The sequence below is a fragment of the Luteolibacter pohnpeiensis genome (genome assembly GCF_016595435.1).
GTDB classification, from domain to species: Bacteria; Verrucomicrobiota; Verrucomicrobiia; order Verrucomicrobiales; family Akkermansiaceae; genus Luteolibacter; species Luteolibacter pohnpeiensis.
Window position 1 is genome coordinate 1 of sequence record NZ_JAENIJ010000021.1, and the last position, 15,907, is coordinate 15,907.

Consider the following 15,907-nt stretch of genomic DNA (forward strand, 5'->3'; position numbering starts at 1 on the left):
GCGCGGAGGTCTTGGCGTCACATCAGATTGCATCACGCGGCCGTTTTGGGTTCCATTTGGGAACGAGTGGTGTAGCCTTTGTTGTGGCTGAAATCTAACTTATGAGATGTTATAGGCAACGAGCATTCGCCCGTACCTGACATTTTTTGTCATTCTGCTAAATTTGGACTTGCACCGCATAAATAGTGAATACAATGTGTATGCATGCGAGGTGTTTACATTTTCAGTTATCTACTTCTCTCGGCGGGATTCGCGTCGGCCGCTACCATCATTGATGATTTCAGCACCGGGAGTCTTGCTTTCGATTCTTCCGACTCGATTTCACAAGAGGGCTTGGATACAAACTCCGTTCTAGGTGGCCGCCGCTCGGTTAGCGGATCCGCGCTGGGGTCGGCATCAATGGATGTGCGAGTCAACACGACTGAGGGTGCCTTCCAATTCACAAGTAGCGATTTCGGCTACTTCTCGGTTTCCTATTCTATTGATGTGGAGAACCGTGTTGATCTGCTCGCCAACGGAGACACAGCCTTCGTTCTCAGCTTCTCGTTCGTAGACCCTGGCTTCTGGCGAGGGAGATATGGACTCACAGTTGATGGCGTTCGCTACAGTCTCGCGAGCGAGATATTCGCCTTGAACGGCTCGGGAACAATAGAAGTCCCATTTTCTGCGTTTACGAGCGCAACATCATTCACTCCATCAGAGATCGTGTTTTCCGCAGATCGAGTCGAGCCGAACTTGCGCCTTGAGCTTTCGTCGATCTCGACGATACCCGAACCGCGGTTGGCCATCCTTCTTGCGGTTGGAGCACTCTTCACGACAATGAATTGCAGAACCAGGCGGGGATGACAATCCGCTACCCCCGCCGCGAGTCGGAGATTGAACCGTGACTAGAACCTTTTAACCCTGAGTCGGACTGGCGCTCTCGGTAGTGGGTGCCACCACCTCGACGTTAGATAGATAGACTGAAATTATTCAATGCAAACTTTACCACTTGTCCTCGCTCTAGCTGTTGGAGCGTTGGCGACGGTGGAAAGCTCGTGCTCATGGATATAACTGCGTAGGAGATATCAAAATGAGCGAACAAGGTGGTCTACTCAATGCTTACTCGCATCACAGCTCGTGCTTGTCCTTCGCTCTGGCACGAGTCGCGCCACGGGCGAGCGTAGGTGATATTGAAGGTTCTGCTAAATAATTCTAATAAATATGAATACCGACCTTGATAGAGTAACTCAAAGAGTTGAGCGTCTTGAACTCCAGAATCGACGATTGCGGTATTTTACTTTCGGAGTCTGGCCGTTCGTTTTGGCGATCATCACAGTTCTCGTTCTGCTTCCCGCGAAGATCGATTTTAAAGCAATGAAGCTCCTATTAGCCTGGGTTGGAGCAATTGTTGGACTGCTCGTGATCGCCTTAACGATTGCAATTGCTTGTTGGTTCCTGCTCAGGGTGGCGGTCGACTTCAAGAATCGCAATTCCCGGTTCGTTCTTAATCCTGGAAGTCGGAAGCTATCTGATTGAAAGAACCCTACAGCGTGTGTGCTGATCTTTGACACTCGCCGGAAAAATGCATCGCTTCGCCCTAATACGCCTCGTGTTTTTCGTTTCTTCGTGTGCGGTGTCTACTGATGGTTATTTCAAATCAATTTCCGTCAGTCTTCCAACGTAGAATGATTCGGACGTCACGGATACGCTGACTCCGGGGAAGCCGACGAGAGACGTAGACGATGATAGAACCATCAGTGGCTAAGTGAAGAGGCTGAAGAGTGCGATGACGACCTCAACGGCGGTCGGCACGGGAGCTTGAGAGTCCTTATGTGACTCTTTTCCGATTTTCCACCCCGCCATGCGGGCCAACTTGGTTCAAGACCGAGTCTCTCGCCACGAATTATCGTGGGGACGAGGGCTGTTTACTTGGTGGCTTTCACACAAGGCCCTGGAAACTACCGAAACAACGAAGAGTTGACCTATCTGTTTCAGGGGCTCTCTTACGACGAGAAGATTTTTATATCCGGTGACTTTCGAGTGACCCACGCGATCCTTCGCGCCACCATTGATTCTATTTCCGACTACGACTACATCGACGACAAGGTTCAATAGGTTGCGAGGGCGTTGGCCCGCCAGACAGACCCGACTTCCTTACCTGATCTGAAGGTTATCCGTGAGTGGGTGGCCTCGATATCAATCTATCAAGCTCAACAAACCACGGCTGGACAATCCGCTACCTCGCTGTGAGTCTGAGATTGAAACTTGAAAAGATCTATATATTCTGAGACGGACTGGTGCTCTCGTTAGCGGGTGCTAGGCATCAAACGTGATACAGAAAATGAAGACCATTCTATGCTTCTTTCTCTTGGCTCTCCGATTATTTGCAGCAGAGCCATGTCCGGTTTGCGGAGGCGAACTTACCACCGTTGGGATGATCAAGGATGATCTTTCCAAGCCGAACAAAAACGAGTGGGTTTGGCGCGGCAGCCCGGAATGCGGACTTCAGATGTTCAATGACGACTCTCCAATCTGCAAGCGCTGTTGGTTTGTTTCGGATGGTGGCACTCCGGTGTGGTGGAGACGCTCCAGTGAACTACCTGACTCTTTTCTTGTTCCATTCTCTGTGGCGATTCGCAATTTTCCTGTACCGCCCAAATCAGCGAGCTACGAACAACGATTTGTTGAAGGTACACGGACTGAGTCTATCCATTTCTGGTGTGATGACTCTCCTGAACTGATCGCAAAGTTCCGCAAGTATTGCATAGAGAACAATCTTTCTATCGATATCTCTGCGAAGCACGATGGCCAAGTGTTTATAGATATTGAACCAGTCGTGGGACAACAAGGCGGCGCTGGACAACCCGCTGCCACTTCTGAGTCGGATTCGGAGGGTGGTGAAAATCATCAACCTGAATCGGATGAGCGCTCCCAGTAACGGGTGGTTGGGCACATACATTTTGCAAAAAGAAGATGGTAATTATCGCAAAACTTAAGGCGTCGGGCGTTCGCGTGGCCATCATTGGAACTGGTTACGGCGCACTCGAATCGGCCAGAGCGAGTTGAATTTTCAGTGATCTGCTTCCGAGCTATATGAGCGGGTGACTTGGGGAGATTGTTGTATCCAGGAAGAATGGTGGGATTTTATGGTGTCCCTCCCATGAGAGTCAGATCGTAGAGATTGATGGAGTAGCCGTTGATAGCGTGTTGCAAGGCGGCGCTGCTACAGAGAGCGCTGCTGATCTTGTGTTCCCTACATCGACTGCCGAAGAGGTGCGCAATCCCCCACAGTTCATCGCTTTCGTGACGGAAGACCGTGATAGGTAGTTTTTGGGCAGTGGTCGTATCGAGACTGAGTTTAGTGAGTGGCAGTCGCCGCAAAAAAGAATCACAGAATAAGGTGCTGCGTCCGTAGGAGATCAGCCTGCGAGTTAGTTTTAGAGCTTCCATACCATCGCAAATGAAATTATGCATTCGCTGAGAAATTTATGATTAACATATTAGTCTTTGAGGTGCTGTCCCACAGATGAATCAAGAAAGGAAACCATGATCCTCGGCGACGGTATCTCTACAAAGAGCAAGTTTCTGCGAAGTTCTCTGAATGGCTTAAGTCGTGTGACCAAGAAAATCATAAAGACCAAGCGGTCCCAGGCAACGGGCGTCCATCCTTACCTGGATCTTGTATGTTCTGGGTGAAAATGTATGTATAACTCAGTGCTCACCTTGATCCTGCTTGCAATTGCCGGTGTTGTCCTTCTTGGCGGATATGTTGCCGTTTGCCGTTGGCTAGTGAAGGGGCAGGCGTGGGGTTTCCTCTACGTTGCCTACTTTGTGTTGTTTGGCACGGTCGGCGGTTGGGTTTTCACTTTTGCAATGTCGCCGTCTGGTGTCGCCGCAATGAGTGCAATGTTTCTTTCCACCGTTGCGCTCGCCGCATGCCTGATTTGTGCGATTGTGGTTAGCTCTCGGGAGAAGAAGAGCCGGGCAGAGTGGATCATCCTAGCCGCAGGTTGCTCTTACCCGATTTGTCTCGGAGTGATGGTAGGCATCGGATTCTTGCTCGACTCACGGCTACCATCGTAGCTGGTTTTTTTGTTCTATGCAAAAATGAACCAGAGAAACCCTGCGTCATTCCTAGTGCTTTTCAGCGGCATGACTCCAATGCTGGGTGGTATGGTCATGAGAGGCTTTTGAGAATGATTCGCGGATCATTTCTCAATGGATACGGGCCGCCATGGCTTCCCGCATCACACTGATCGGGTCCGTTTGGGGAAACCAGTGTTGGAACGCAAGCACGCCTTGATGGATCAGCAGTGACAGGCCGTTTGCGGTTTTGCATTCCAGCGCCGAACCAGCCGCGAGCAGGGGAGTGACTGCAGGCTGGTAAATGGTGTCATAGATCAAATGGCGGCTGCGCAGTAAAGTTGGCGGCAAGATGGACGGATCGCCGACTTTAAGGCCCACTGAAGAAGTATTCACGATCAAATCACAACTCCGACATTGTTGGGAGAGTTCTTCATCTTCAAAGGACAATGCCGTGATGTCCTGGGTCGACCCCAGCGCCAGCATGCGATTCACCAGCGGGCCGAGCTTCGATACGGTGCGGTTTACCAGCACCAGTTTTTCGACTCCCTGCATGGCACACTGTGTCGCGATAGCCTGGCCAGCTCCGCCGCCTGCACCCACGATCATGACTTTCAGGGTGGAGAGCGTGGTGTTGAATTCGTCGGCGATGGCGCGGACAAAACCCGGTCCATCCGTGTTGAAACCTCGGACAGCATCCGCATCGAAGCGCACGGTGTTCACCGCCCCAAGAGATCTGGCATCCGGGTGCACCTCGCTGCATGCTTCCAAAGCCTCGAATTTATGCGGAACCGTGACGTTGCAACCAATGAAATCAAGAGCTCTCATCCGGTCGAATGCTTCCGCGACCCGTCCCGGTTCCACCAATACCCGGATGTAACGCGCATCGATATCATTCGCATCGAGCGCCGGTTGTTGGAGATAGGGGGACGCCGAGTGCGCAATCGGATTTCCAATGACCGCCAGTTTTGCGGGTTTGGAATGCCCAGCATCCAGGGTATCGCGAGAAACCAAGTCTTCGAGGGAGTAAACTTCAGGCATGAGATCGATCAAGAAAGAGTCAGCGATTGGGCAAAAGCAGCCACGCGGGCGGCACTTCGCTCACGGCCAAGCAAATTGAGGATGTCGCCGAGGTCTGGGCCGTGTCCTCGGCCGGAGAGTGCGACCCGCAGTGGGAACATGAGTTGTCCGGGCTTTGCACCAGCTTCTTTGGCCACTGTGCTGAGAGCTTCTTTGGCCGAATCCGCAGACCAAGGATCCAGGTTGCGGAAAGTGGCAGCAAGTTTTTCCAGCAGGCCAGCTGCTGCGGCATTGGCTTGAACCTTTGCAACTGCTTCTGCATCGAAAGGACCATCATCTTTCAACAGGAAATCGATGGAAGACGGAACCTCGGCAAGCAGCCGCACTTTCTCTTTAACCGCGGTAGCCACTTGCTCAAAATTTTGAGGAATCGGCAGCCCAGCGGCTTCTACGAAGGGCTTTGCGGCTGCGGCGAATGACGGCACATCGAGTTTTGCGAGGTGCTGCTGGTTCATCCAGGTGCATTTCTCGATATCGAATCGTCCTGGTGAACGGTTGACCGCTTCCAGTGAGAATCGCTCGATCAGCTCATCGGGATTGAAAATTTCCTCATCGGTTTTTGGATTCCAGCCCAGCATGGCGATGAAATTGACCACAGCATTCCCGAGAAATCCCTGACGCGGGTAATCCCCAACGGCTGCTCCGATGTCACGTTTCGACATTTTTGAGCCGTCAGCATTGAGAATCAGTGGGATATGAGCGTATTGCGGTGCTTTCCCACCAAACGCCTCAATGAGCTGCAAGTGCTTCGGCGTGTTCATCAGGTGATCCTCGCCGCGAATCACGTGGGTGATCTCCATTTCCAAATCATCCACCACATTCACAAAGTGAAAGACATAGGATCCGTCTGAGCGACGGATGACCATGTCCGGCGTGTTGGATTCGTCGCGGTAATCGATGGTGACCTCGCCGCAAACGGCGTCGTGCATGGTGACGGGCTTGCGTTCGAAGCGAAATCTCCAGGCGCCACCGTCTTCGTAGACCCGATCGGCATCTTGCAGTTTGGCGAACCATTGGTCGTAGATTTCTTTGCGCTGGCTTTGAAAATACGGTCCGTGATTGCCTCCGACTTTGGGGCCTTCATCCCAGTCCAAACCGAGCCAATCCATGCCGTCGAAAATAGCCTGGCGGGCTTCCTCCGTATTCCGTGCTTCGTCGGTGTCCTCCACGCGCAACACGAAGCAACCTCCGTGTTTTCTGGCGAAAAGCCAGTTGAAGAGAGCAGTGCGTGCACCTCCCACATGCAAGTAGCCTGTAGGTGAGGGGGCAAATCGGGTACGGACGGTCATGCGGCTGTGTAGTGGCAGTCGACGCAGGAAGCAAGTGCTTCGATGAGACAAAGTCTGCAGGGACAGATGCTTAGCCCTGCAAGCCGCGCAATGCGCCGCGGATCAAAATCTCGGTCGTGGCAGCAGGATCGGCATCGAGAATTTTCCGGACAGCCTTGCGTGCATCCACCTGCTTGTAGCCCAAGGCAATCAGCGCAAGTTCCGCATCGGCAGCACATTCGCTGACCGAACCGGACGCGGCATCCTGCCAAGTGTCGGTAACGCCGACTTTATCTTTCAATTCCAACACAATGCGTTCGGCCGTTTTTTTGCCGACGCCTTTGACTTTGGAAAGACCGGCGACATCACCAGAAACAACGCATTGTTTGAACTTCGAAACTTCAACGCCGCTAAGCACCGCAATCGCCATCGAAGGACCAACACCGCTCACGCGATCAATCAGCAGCAGGAAAATATCCCGTTCTTCTTCACTCGCGAAGCCAAACAGCTTCTGGCCTAGCTGACTGAAATGAAGGTGCGTCCGCAGATCCACCTTGACTCCCTCGGAGGCATGCAACCGATCGAATGTGGAAACTGGGATAAACACTTCATAGCCGACACCTTGGACGTCCACCACCAACCGGTTGGGATAGGCTTCGATTAGAGTTCCGCGAAGTCGGGCGATCATGCGTTCTGCTTTCTTGCTCCGAGTGCCAGAGCATTGCAACGTAGAGTTTTAAAATGGAGCCGGCTAACGGATTCGAACCGTTGACCTACTGATTACAAATCAGTTGCTCTACCAACTGAGCTAAGCCGGCCAAGGACCATGGGGTCGACAGGGCGGAGTATTCCCAAACTTTGGATGTGGGGAAGCCCAAATTTAAGAAAAGCTACATTTTTATGAACGCTGCCCTTGATCCCGATGCAGAATGACCTTGCCAGCGACCTTTGCCGTCAGGTAGATCGTTCCGCCGCGCTGCTACACCACTCCGCGTTCCACTGCCGCCTGTGCCAAATCACGTAAATTGGCACGCTGCAGTAGAACTAAGAATCGGTGAGCAACGCAACTTCTGGAGCTTCAGTTCATTCTGATTCCGCAAGTGTATGGGCCTGTAGCTCAGCGGTCAGAGCAGGGGACTCATAATCCTTTGGTCGTGGGTTCAAACCCCACCGGGCCCACCTTGACTCGATCCGCAAGAAATCCGCGAAGATCGTCCGATCCGCATTACGTTTTCACGTAACTCAGAGGTCTCTCAATCAGCACTTTTGCCCCAGTTCGGATGGCATTCACGCATCGCTTGTTGGTCATGGAAATGACGAAGATCGGCAGAGAAAAGTTTCAATAAGCGGTTTGGTGAGCCGCTAAATGCATCTGCAACCTGATTTTTGTCACTTTCGATGCTTTTTTGATCCATCGACCGTCGATGAGTTTCAATTGAGAAGAGCGATCATAACATATTTCACGAAAATATAGGGAATCGCCTATAACGTATTGGCGTAATACACGCCTGAACATATAATCAATATAAATTGACTATTACTGATGCCTAGGTCAGTCTGCTAGGGATTTTCAACTATCCATTTCGGCGTCATGAAATTTGCCATACTTCCTTCGGTCATTGCTTTTTGTAGCTTTGTTCAACCTGCAGCTGCGGACATTGCAGTTTATTTCTCTCCCAACGACATTGAATCCGCCGAGGCGAGCGGCATTGTCGGGGCTAAGACCGAAACCTTCAGCAACGCCAGTATCGGAACATTAACGACCTATCGGAGTAATGCATTGGGAGGAACTTATACCTCAGTTCAAGGGACGTCATACTTTCAGGTTAACAATCGCTATGGCGCCAGCAATGGGGGCACGCAATTTGCCGTAAAGGGCGGCGCCATTACTTCTCTAACACTTGATGAGGAAGTGAGTTACTTTGGATTCTACTTCACTGCGGGTGATATCTATAACAGCATCGATTTGTATTCAGGTGATACCCTGCTCATGGCGTTCAGCACTGAGACCCTGATTGACTACATTCCGAGAACCGCGGGGACGACGGTTACTGCAATTGATGGAAACACCTATAACACCATCGATTACTATGGCCAGCCAGTCACGAACTTGAATGGCAATGAGCCATATGCCTATATCCACTTTTTTGCGACGGATGGAACGACGATTGATCGGATCGATTTCCATCAAGAGGTGAACACCAATACCTCGGTCTTTGAAAATGATAACCACAGCACTTTGGTTGTTGCTCCCACAGTTCCAGGTAGTTTCGTTTATTTGATTCCAGAGCCTAGTTCTCTTATCTTGAGCTCATTAGGATTGCTCTTTGGGGTGCGCAGACGTCGATAGTCTGTTGTCCAAGTTCGATTTCTTCTTTTTGCACCGCCCGGCTATTCGGGCGGTGCTTTTTGATGGAGGTCCTGCTGGTAATGAAACGCGGATGTTTTTTTAGGATTCTCGTTTCAGCCACAGCTGTTACGAAGTGCCATTGCTCCAAGCTACAGCCTGCATCATTATCGATATGAAGACCTACTGGAAAATCACCCTGACGTATCTGATTTTCGGGATTTCATGGATTTTGATCACGGATCTGATCGCGTTCGGTTTTTCGCCGGATAACAAGATGTTTGCCCTCGTCGAAGTCCTGAAAGGCTGGTTCTACGTGTTTTTATCAGCCGCCGTCATCTTTTACCTGACCCGAAACGCATTCTTCAAACAAGCGGCCGCCCATGAGGAAAAGTTCGCGATTTATCAGAATACGATTCGCGGGGTTCATCACATTTTCCTCAACTATCTGAATCAAATGCAGTTGATGACGTTGGAAGCGGAGAGATTTCCAGATTTTGACAGTGAAGCGCTTGAACTCTCCAAGTCTGCCTCTGCTGAAGCGGCCGAAGAGCTGATGAAGCTGGGAGAAATCGAAAAAATCTCACCGGAGAACATCGAATCATTTGTGTTCCGGAAAATGGAGCAGAAGCCGGAGAACGTGCCGTAAAGCACGGTTTCCTCTTATCCGTTGCCTATTAGAATACTGTTTGTTTGAGCTGGAGACTTTCGGTCCATGCCATCCATGTCGTCGTGGGATCGTGCTTGCGGATGGATGTGGTGCGGATTATCCCGGTGGCGCTTTCGTCACCTGATCCAGCTTGCGCCATTCAGTTTGGTCGCGGCCGCGGACCTTCTGACGCGAAGGTTACTTTTATGAAATGGCTCACGATTGTTGTCCCGGTGCTTTGTTTGATTGGCGGTTTTGTTGATGAATTTTTCCCTCTTCCGTTCAGCAACAAAGAGTTTGGAATCATGGAGAACCTCACGGTGTTGTTTTTAGCCCTATCCATCCTCATTCTTCTTTTTCGAGGATTTCGCGGGTTTGGGAAAATGCGGCCGTTGGACCGGATGGTTTTAATCGTTCTGTTGCTTGGGAGTATTTACTTTCTGGGGGAAGAAATCAGCTGGGGGCAACATTTCTTCGGCTTCCACACGCCAGAGGGATATCGCGAACTTAATTACCAGGGTGAAACCAACCTCCACAACCTCGGTGGAGAACTGAACAAGAAGTTATTCGACCGGCTGCCACGGCTGATTGTTGGAATTGGCGTCTTCTTTTCCGGGATCATTTTTCCATTCATTCCCAACAAACTACCAGAGTGGATCCGTCGTTATGTCCCTGGTAAAGACGTGGTTTTTACTTCAATTCTGGCGGTCGGCATCTCTCTCCCGAGCAAGGTTTATCGAATGATCACGGGCGTCAAAGATGGTTTTGATGCGGGTGAGGCCAAGGAGATGTATATCGCTCTTTTCATCCTGTTGTTCTGTTTGGCATTCCTCCGGATGCTCAAAAAAGAGAGGCAGAATTCCGTTTCGGTGCCCAACTAATCGGGTCATTCATCGCGAACGCTGGAGCACCATCATTTCGTGTCAGAAACGCGGATTTTTTGCTTGGCCACATCAACTGGGCGCATGAGTTTACGCCATGGAAGCTAAAAAAACCGCATTAGTCTTAATTGAGTTTCAGAACGATTTCACGACCGAAGGAGGCGCTCTCCACGGCGCGGTGAAGGACGTCATGGATCAAACCTCCATGCTGGCCAACACGATTGCTACCGTCAAAGCCGCTCGTGAAGCTGGAGTGACCATTATTTTCTCGCCGATCGAGTTTGTCGCTGGTTTCGGTGAAATCACTCCGAATCCCTACGGCATTCTCAAAGGAGTGGTGACCTCGAACGCTTTCGTCAAGGGAAGCTGGGGTGCGGCAGCAGTTGATTCCTTGCAACCGGAGCCTGGCGATATCGTGATTGAAGGAAAGCGTGGACTTGATGCATTCGGCTCCACCAACCTGGATTTCATTCTGCGCAGCCGCGGATTGGAAAACATGGCAGTCTGTGGATTCCTCACCAATTGCTGTGTCGAAAGCACCATGCGCACGGGCTATGAGCGCGGCTACAAGGTCATTACTTTGAAAGACTGCACCGCTGCCACCAGCATGGAGGAACACGAAGCCGCACATCGCTTCACCTATCCGATGTTTTCCAATCCGATGAACCACAACGAGTTTCTCGCAGAATTGGCATCTGCCTGAATTTCCGGCCAAGTTCCCTGAAAGACAAAAGCGCAAGGATGGCGTATGGGTTTGGAATCCATGCGGAATCCCTGCGCATTTTTTTTGATCTCGCTGATCTGCCTGCAGGCCTTGCAAGCGGAGGACGGTTTGTCGATTTATGCCAAGCAGTGCGCATCCTGTCATGGCGATCACGGTCAGGGAGTTGCCGATGAATGCGAAGATCCCTTGCAAGGAACTCGATCCCTGGAATCGCTGGCCCGCTACATCGAAAGGCGGATGCCGGAAGACGATCCGGAATTGGTCATTGGGGACGATGCGCGCCAGGTGGCGGCATACATCTATGAAGCATTTTACTCAGTTGACTCCCAGTCGGCATCGAAGCCTGCCGCTGAACCCGCATTCGCACGCCTGACGAATCGTCAATTTCGTGAATCCGTCGCAGACCTGATCAACAGCTTTTATAAGCAACCGCAGATGGCGGAAGGCACTGGCCTGCGTGCCAAATATTTCGAATCGGACGGAATGAATAAAAAGGCCCGCCAAGGTATGGAGCGGGTGGATCAGAAGCTGGACTTCGACTTCGGGGAGGGGGCTCCGGCGGATGGGATCAATCCCGAGCAATTTTCGGTTGCCTGGGAAGGGTCGCTCAACGCGCCGGAAACCGGATGGTATGAATTCCGGATGAGCACTCCAAATGGTGCCCGTTTCTACCTGAATGGCGATAAGCAAAATGGGGACTCGAACAGTCGGGATGACAGCGGGGCAAAACGGCAAACCGCATTGATCGACGAGTGGGTGAGTTCTGGCACGGAAGTGAGAACCTCATCTGCCAGGATCTTTCTGTTAGGCGGTCGCGGCTATCCGATTCGATTGGATTATTTCAAATACAAGGAACCGCGGGGCATGGTGAAAGTGGAATGGAAGCCGCCGCATTCCGAGTGGGAATTACTAGGTGTGCCGTATTTGTCACCGGCGGATTCCAAGCGAACTTTTGTGGTGAACACCAGTTTTCCGCCTGATGATGCGAGTGAGGGGTATGAGCGCGGAACCGGGATTTCCAAAGCTTGGCATGAAGCGACCACTCTGGCGGCGATCGAGGCCGCAGATGAAGTGGTTTCGCGGATTGGTTTGCTAACCGGAGTGAAGGCAGACGCCCCGGATCGAGTGGAGAAGCTCAAAGGATTCATTGCAACATTTGCGGAACGCGCATTCCGCCGCCCCTTGGATGATGACGCCCGACAACGCTACATCGACCACGCTTTTGCAGGCGATGTCACTGCGGATCAGGCCATCAAACGGGCGGTGATCATGATCTTGAAATCCCCACGATTTCTTTATCCCGAGCTTACGTCGGAAAAAGACGACTACACCATCGCCAGCCGCCTTGCTTTGGCATTGTGGGATTCCATCCCTGATGAAAAACTGAGAAATGCGGCGAAAGAGGGGAAACTCCGTGATGTGGCGGAAGTCCGCAGGCAAACCGAGCGCATGGCGGCAGACCCGAGGGCGATCGCGAAAGTGGAGGCCTTTTTTGCAGGATGGCTGAAGCTGGATGCGGAGGATGAATTGCAGAAAGATCCGCAAAAATTTCCCGGTTTCGATGCGGCAGTGGCATCGGATTTGCGGCGCTCATTGCAGTTGTTTGTCGATCACGTCATCACCAGCGAAACCTCGGATTATCGCGAGCTCATCCACGCCGATTACCTGATGTTGAATGCTCGTCTCGCGCACTACTACGGAGTCCCGGCTCCAGACGGCGATGGTTTTCATCCTGTGAAAATGGAAGCAGGGCAGAGGTCTGGCATATTGACCCATCCATACCTTCTTTCACGACTTGCTCATGAAGACTCAACCTCGCCGATCCATCGTGGAGTCTTTCTAACAAGAAATGTGTTAGGGGGAGTGCTCAAGCCACCCCCCAAGGCCATTTCCTTCGAAGATCATCCATTCACTCCGGGCATGAGCATGCGTGAAAAGGTGACGGAGATCACCCGCAGTAGCTCATGCATGACATGCCACGAACGGATCAACCCACTTGGGTTTTCACTTGAGAATTTCGATGCGACTGGAAGATTTCGCACGGAGGAAGATGGCCGGCCCATTGACCAAGTGGCGGATTTTATCACCAGTTCTGGCGATACGGTAGAGCTAAAAGGACCGGAAGATGTTGCGAATTTGGTTCTCCAGTCACCGGAGGCACGCATGGGATTTATCGAGCAATTGCTGCGGTATACTTTGAAACAAAATCCCGATGTTTACGGGAATCGATCGGTTGATCGATTGGAAGATGACTTCACTCAATCGGGTGATAACATCCGCAAACTTTTCATGGAAATCTGTGCCGTCGGAGCCTTGGACCGCATTCCGGATCTGAAGCAGGCGGCGAACTAAACGCAGTCGCGAACTTACAACATTCTCATGAATATCACCACACGCCGCCAGTTTCTCCGTCAACTTGGATTGTCGGCCGCAGCCCTTCCATTTTTGCCATCGCTCCCATCGTTGGCAGGGACAGTGAGCGAATCCCCACCTCAGCGGATTATTTTCATGTTCACCCCGAATGGCACCATCCCGGAAGATTTTTGGCCGGATGAAACGGGGGCCGATTTCAAATTAAAGCGAATTCTCTCGCCCCTGGAGCCGTTCAAAAACCGGATGATCACCTTGAAAGGCGTCTGCAATAAAATCGGTGGCGATGGTGACGGGCACATGCGTGGCATTAGCTGTCTGCTGACTGCGGATCAGCTTTTACCGGGAAATATCCAAGGCGGTGGCAATAAACCCGCAGGCTGGGCTGGAAATATCTCGATCGATCAGGAAATCAAAAATTTTCTCCAGGCCAACGCCGCGACTTCAACTCGCTTCGGCTCGCTGGAACTCGGCGTTGCGGTGCCAAATCGTGCCGATCCATGGACCCGGGAAGCCTACGCAGGCCCGAATCAACCACTTGCTCCAATCAGTGATCCCTATGCTCTTTTTGATAAACTTTATGGCAATCAGAAGAATCTGGAGAACCTCGGCAGTATCCTCGATGATGTGCGCGATGATTTGAAATGGATCTCAGCCAAAGTGGATCCGAAAGAGCGCGAGATGCTCGATCAGCATGCAACATTTGTGCGCGAAATGGAACAGGACCTTCAACGGTCCGATACGCAGCAGTTGATGTTTCCCGCACCTGTTTTGGAACAAGGAGTTGTGCTTGATAATGACGGAATTCCCAAGATCAGCGCGATGCAAATCGACTTGTTGGTCAATGCATTTGCTAACGGCATGGCGCGCGTCGCGACTCTGCAATACACCAATAGTGTCGGTCAGGCGCGGATGCGCTGGCTCGATATCAATGACGACCATCATCATCTTTCTCACGAGCCGGATAACAATGAGGAAGCCCGCGAGAAATTGGTGAAAATCAATACCTGGCTATGCCAGCAATTGTCGGATCTGGCTCGGAAGCTGGATGCGATTCCGGAGCCTGGAGGTTCCGGGACGATGCTGGACCACACCACGATTGTATGGACCAACGAGTTGGGCAAAGGCAATTCACACTCGCTCGACAATCTGCCATTCGTGATGGTCGGCGGAGGTTTGGGTTTTAAAGGAGGCCAAGCCTTGAGCTTTGATAATGTGCCACATAATCGGCTCTGGATGTCAGTGGCTCATGCGTTTGGACACCCGATTTCGACATTTGGACGTCAGGAATTTTGTGCGAATGGCCCGCTCAGCCTCAGCTAAGTTCATCGACGCCAATTCGATCGCGCACACGGTGGAATCGAAGAGAGCTGCTTTGGCTCGCTAACGATTCTTTGTCATTTCCTGTTTTGCATTTTACGGGCTGGGAAAGGCCGTCTAGCGTCCGCGATCTTAATTCATGAAAGCACTTGTTAAAGCTAAAGCGGAGCCGGGACTTTGGCTGGAAGACGTACCGGAACCTGAAGTCGGAATTAACGACGTCCTGATCAAAGTCCACAAAACGGGCATTTGCGGGACGGATCTTCACATCTATAACTGGGACTCGTGGGCGCAGAAAACGATCCCAGTTCCCATGGTCGTCGGCCACGAATTTGTCGGCGAAGTGGTTTCCGTCGGTTCGAATGTCGTTGATTTTCATGAAGGTGAAATCGTCAGCGCGGAAGGTCACGTGGTTTGCGGTCGCTGCCGCAACTGCCTCGCCGGTCGCCGCCACCTGTGCAAAGACACGGTCGGCATTGGGGTCAACCGGACCGGTGCTTTCGCCGAATACATCAGCGTGCCGATGACGAACGTTTGGCACCACACCGCAGGCATCGACGAAGATGTCGCTTCCATTTTCGATCCCTTCGGCAACGCAGTCCACACCGCGCTTTCCTTTGATCTCCTCGGCGAAGACGTGCTGATCACCGGCGCTGGCCCGATCGGTATCATGGCCGTTGCCATTGCCCGCCATGCGGGTGCCCGAAATGTGGTGATCACCGATGTGAACGACTATCGCCTGGATCTGGCGAAGCAAATGGGCGCGGACGTCGCCCACAACGTGAAAACCGGCAGTCTCGCCGATGTGCAGAAAAAACTCGGCATGACTGAAGGCTTCGACGTCGGTCTGGAAATGAGCGGAAATCCGAATGGATTCCGCGACATGATCGACTCGATGTGCCACGGCGGCAAAATCGCGCTGCTTGGCATTCCAAGCGAACCGATGGCGATCGACTGGAACAAGGTCATCTTCAGCATGTTGACGATCAAGGGGATCTACGGCCGTGAGATTTTCGAAACCTGGTATAAGATGCGCGTCTTGCTCGAAAGCGGACTCGATATCAAACCGGTCATCACGCACCGCTACGGAGCTGACGAATTCGAAAAAGGCTTTGCAGTCATGAACAGCGGTCTTAGCGGCAAAGTCGTGCTCGATTGGAGCGTGTTCTGATCCGAAACGCATCCATTTCCCAGCTTTCTTGA

17 protein-coding genes and 2 tRNA genes are annotated in these 15,907 nt (G+C 51.8%); 12 read left to right on the forward strand and 7 right to left on the reverse strand.

What is annotated here, in order from left to right; translation table 11 throughout:
- Window positions 1-602 precede the first annotated feature (602 nt).
- The gene (locus tag JIN85_RS13135) at window positions 603-815 is read right to left on the reverse strand and encodes a hypothetical protein (protein ID WP_200271460.1); all 213 of its coding nucleotides are present in this window, start codon (window positions 813-815) and stop codon (window positions 603-605) included.
- A gap of 388 nt (window positions 816-1,203) precedes the next feature.
- On the opposite strand from JIN85_RS13135, the gene JIN85_RS13140 reads away from it, so the two are divergent.
- From JIN85_RS13140 to JIN85_RS13150, 3 genes are all read left to right on the forward strand, one after another.
- On the forward strand, window positions 1,204-1,518 hold the full coding sequence (locus tag JIN85_RS13140) for a hypothetical protein (protein WP_200271462.1): 315 nt from the start codon (window positions 1,204-1,206) through the stop codon (window positions 1,516-1,518).
- Between the two features lie 396 nt (window positions 1,519-1,914).
- Window positions 1,915-2,097, forward strand: coding sequence for a hypothetical protein (locus JIN85_RS13145; protein ID WP_200271464.1), 183 nt, complete (start codon window positions 1,915-1,917; stop codon window positions 2,095-2,097).
- 226 nt (window positions 2,098-2,323) lie between these two features.
- The gene (locus JIN85_RS13150) at window positions 2,324-2,920 is read left to right on the forward strand and encodes a hypothetical protein (protein ID WP_200271466.1); all 597 of its coding nucleotides are present in this window, start codon (window positions 2,324-2,326) and stop codon (window positions 2,918-2,920) included.
- Between the two features lie 206 nt (window positions 2,921-3,126).
- On the opposite strand, the gene JIN85_RS13155 is transcribed toward JIN85_RS13150, so the two are convergent.
- Window positions 3,127-3,456, reverse strand: a complete 330-nt coding sequence (locus JIN85_RS13155; RefSeq protein WP_200271468.1) for a hypothetical protein — start codon at window positions 3,454-3,456, stop codon at window positions 3,127-3,129.
- Window positions 3,457-3,684: 228 nt separating this feature from the next.
- On the opposite strand from JIN85_RS13155, the gene JIN85_RS13160 reads away from it, so the two are divergent.
- Entirely contained in the window at window positions 3,685-4,065 is a 381-nt protein-coding gene (locus JIN85_RS13160; protein WP_200271470.1) for a hypothetical protein, read from the forward strand.
- Between the two features lie 132 nt (window positions 4,066-4,197).
- On the opposite strand, the gene aroE is transcribed toward JIN85_RS13160, so the two are convergent.
- From aroE to JIN85_RS13180, 4 genes are all read right to left on the reverse strand, one after another.
- Entirely contained in the window at window positions 4,198-5,106 is a 909-nt protein-coding gene (gene aroE / locus JIN85_RS13165; RefSeq protein WP_200271472.1) for a shikimate dehydrogenase, read from the reverse strand.
- Between the two features lie 8 nt (window positions 5,107-5,114).
- Window positions 5,115-6,434 (reverse strand): glutamate--tRNA ligase, encoded by a 1,320-nt coding sequence (locus JIN85_RS13170; RefSeq protein WP_200271474.1) that lies wholly within the window; start codon window positions 6,432-6,434, stop codon window positions 5,115-5,117.
- A gap of 70 nt (window positions 6,435-6,504) precedes the next feature.
- Window positions 6,505-7,101, reverse strand: coding sequence for a Holliday junction branch migration protein RuvA (gene ruvA, locus JIN85_RS13175; RefSeq protein ID WP_200271476.1), 597 nt, complete (start codon window positions 7,099-7,101; stop codon window positions 6,505-6,507).
- Between the two features lie 54 nt (window positions 7,102-7,155).
- A tRNA-Thr gene (locus tag JIN85_RS13180) sits at window positions 7,156-7,231 on the reverse strand.
- A gap of 288 nt (window positions 7,232-7,519) precedes the next feature.
- Between JIN85_RS13180 and JIN85_RS13185 the strand changes: the two genes are divergently transcribed.
- Window positions 7,520-7,592 (forward strand) — tRNA-Ile (locus tag JIN85_RS13185).
- Between the two features lie 74 nt (window positions 7,593-7,666).
- Here JIN85_RS13185 and JIN85_RS13190 read toward each other — a convergent pair.
- Entirely contained in the window at window positions 7,667-7,828 is a 162-nt protein-coding gene (locus tag JIN85_RS13190) for a hypothetical protein (RefSeq protein ID WP_200271478.1), read from the reverse strand.
- A 176-nt stretch (window positions 7,829-8,004) separates the two neighbouring features.
- Between JIN85_RS13190 and JIN85_RS13195 the strand changes: the two genes are divergently transcribed.
- From JIN85_RS13195 to tdh, 7 genes are all read left to right on the forward strand, one after another.
- The gene (locus tag JIN85_RS13195) at window positions 8,005-8,763 is read left to right on the forward strand and encodes an Npun_F0296 family exosortase-dependent surface protein (protein ID WP_200271480.1); all 759 of its coding nucleotides are present in this window, start codon (window positions 8,005-8,007) and stop codon (window positions 8,761-8,763) included.
- A 172-nt stretch (window positions 8,764-8,935) separates the two neighbouring features.
- The gene (locus tag JIN85_RS13200; RefSeq protein WP_200271482.1) at window positions 8,936-9,409 is read left to right on the forward strand and encodes a hypothetical protein; all 474 of its coding nucleotides are present in this window, start codon (window positions 8,936-8,938) and stop codon (window positions 9,407-9,409) included.
- Window positions 9,410-9,510: 101 nt separating this feature from the next.
- A complete protein-coding gene (locus JIN85_RS13205; protein WP_200271484.1) occupies window positions 9,511-10,290 on the forward strand; it encodes a hypothetical protein in 780 nt (259 codons plus the stop codon).
- A 97-nt stretch (window positions 10,291-10,387) separates the two neighbouring features.
- Complete coding sequence (locus JIN85_RS13210; protein WP_200271485.1) at window positions 10,388-10,993, forward strand: cysteine hydrolase family protein; 606 nt, start codon at window positions 10,388-10,390, stop codon at window positions 10,991-10,993.
- Window positions 10,994-11,053: 60 nt separating this feature from the next.
- Complete coding sequence (locus tag JIN85_RS13215; protein ID WP_200271487.1) at window positions 11,054-13,366, forward strand: DUF1592 domain-containing protein; 2,313 nt, start codon at window positions 11,054-11,056, stop codon at window positions 13,364-13,366.
- Between the two features lie 27 nt (window positions 13,367-13,393).
- On the forward strand, window positions 13,394-14,707 hold the full coding sequence (locus tag JIN85_RS13220; protein WP_200271489.1) for a DUF1552 domain-containing protein: 1,314 nt from the start codon (window positions 13,394-13,396) through the stop codon (window positions 14,705-14,707).
- A gap of 136 nt (window positions 14,708-14,843) precedes the next feature.
- On the forward strand, window positions 14,844-15,875 hold the full coding sequence (gene tdh, locus JIN85_RS13225) for an L-threonine 3-dehydrogenase (protein ID WP_200271490.1): 1,032 nt from the start codon (window positions 14,844-14,846) through the stop codon (window positions 15,873-15,875).
- Window positions 15,876-15,907 lie beyond the last annotated feature (32 nt).

Coding starts and splice junctions, on each gene's coding strand:
- tdh (WP_200271490.1), top strand. CDS start 14,844: ATGAAAGCACTTGTTAAAGCTAAAGCGGAGCCGGGACTTTGGCTGGAA.
- aroE (WP_200271472.1), bottom strand. CDS start 5,106: ATGCCTGAAGTTTACTCCCTCGAAGACTTGGTTTCTCGCGATACCCTG.
- ruvA (WP_200271476.1), bottom strand. CDS start 7,101: ATGATCGCCCGACTTCGCGGAACTCTAATCGAAGCCTATCCCAACCGG.
- JIN85_RS13200 (WP_200271482.1), top strand. CDS start 8,936: ATGAAGACCTACTGGAAAATCACCCTGACGTATCTGATTTTCGGGATT.
- JIN85_RS13150 (WP_200271466.1), top strand. CDS start 2,324: ATGAAGACCATTCTATGCTTCTTTCTCTTGGCTCTCCGATTATTTGCA.
- JIN85_RS13205 (WP_200271484.1), top strand. CDS start 9,511: ATGGATGTGGTGCGGATTATCCCGGTGGCGCTTTCGTCACCTGATCCA.
- JIN85_RS13155 (WP_200271468.1), bottom strand. CDS start 3,456: ATGCATAATTTCATTTGCGATGGTATGGAAGCTCTAAAACTAACTCGC.
- JIN85_RS13190 (WP_200271478.1), bottom strand. CDS start 7,828: ATGGATCAAAAAAGCATCGAAAGTGACAAAAATCAGGTTGCAGATGCA.
- JIN85_RS13170 (WP_200271474.1), bottom strand. CDS start 6,434: ATGACCGTCCGTACCCGATTTGCCCCCTCACCTACAGGCTACTTGCAT.
- JIN85_RS13210 (WP_200271485.1), top strand. CDS start 10,388: ATGGAAGCTAAAAAAACCGCATTAGTCTTAATTGAGTTTCAGAACGAT.
- JIN85_RS13195 (WP_200271480.1), top strand. CDS start 8,005: ATGAAATTTGCCATACTTCCTTCGGTCATTGCTTTTTGTAGCTTTGTT.
- JIN85_RS13215 (WP_200271487.1), top strand. CDS start 11,054: ATGCGGAATCCCTGCGCATTTTTTTTGATCTCGCTGATCTGCCTGCAG.
- JIN85_RS13140 (WP_200271462.1), top strand. CDS start 1,204: ATGAATACCGACCTTGATAGAGTAACTCAAAGAGTTGAGCGTCTTGAA.
- JIN85_RS13160 (WP_200271470.1), top strand. CDS start 3,685: ATGTATAACTCAGTGCTCACCTTGATCCTGCTTGCAATTGCCGGTGTT.
- JIN85_RS13220 (WP_200271489.1), top strand. CDS start 13,394: ATGAATATCACCACACGCCGCCAGTTTCTCCGTCAACTTGGATTGTCG.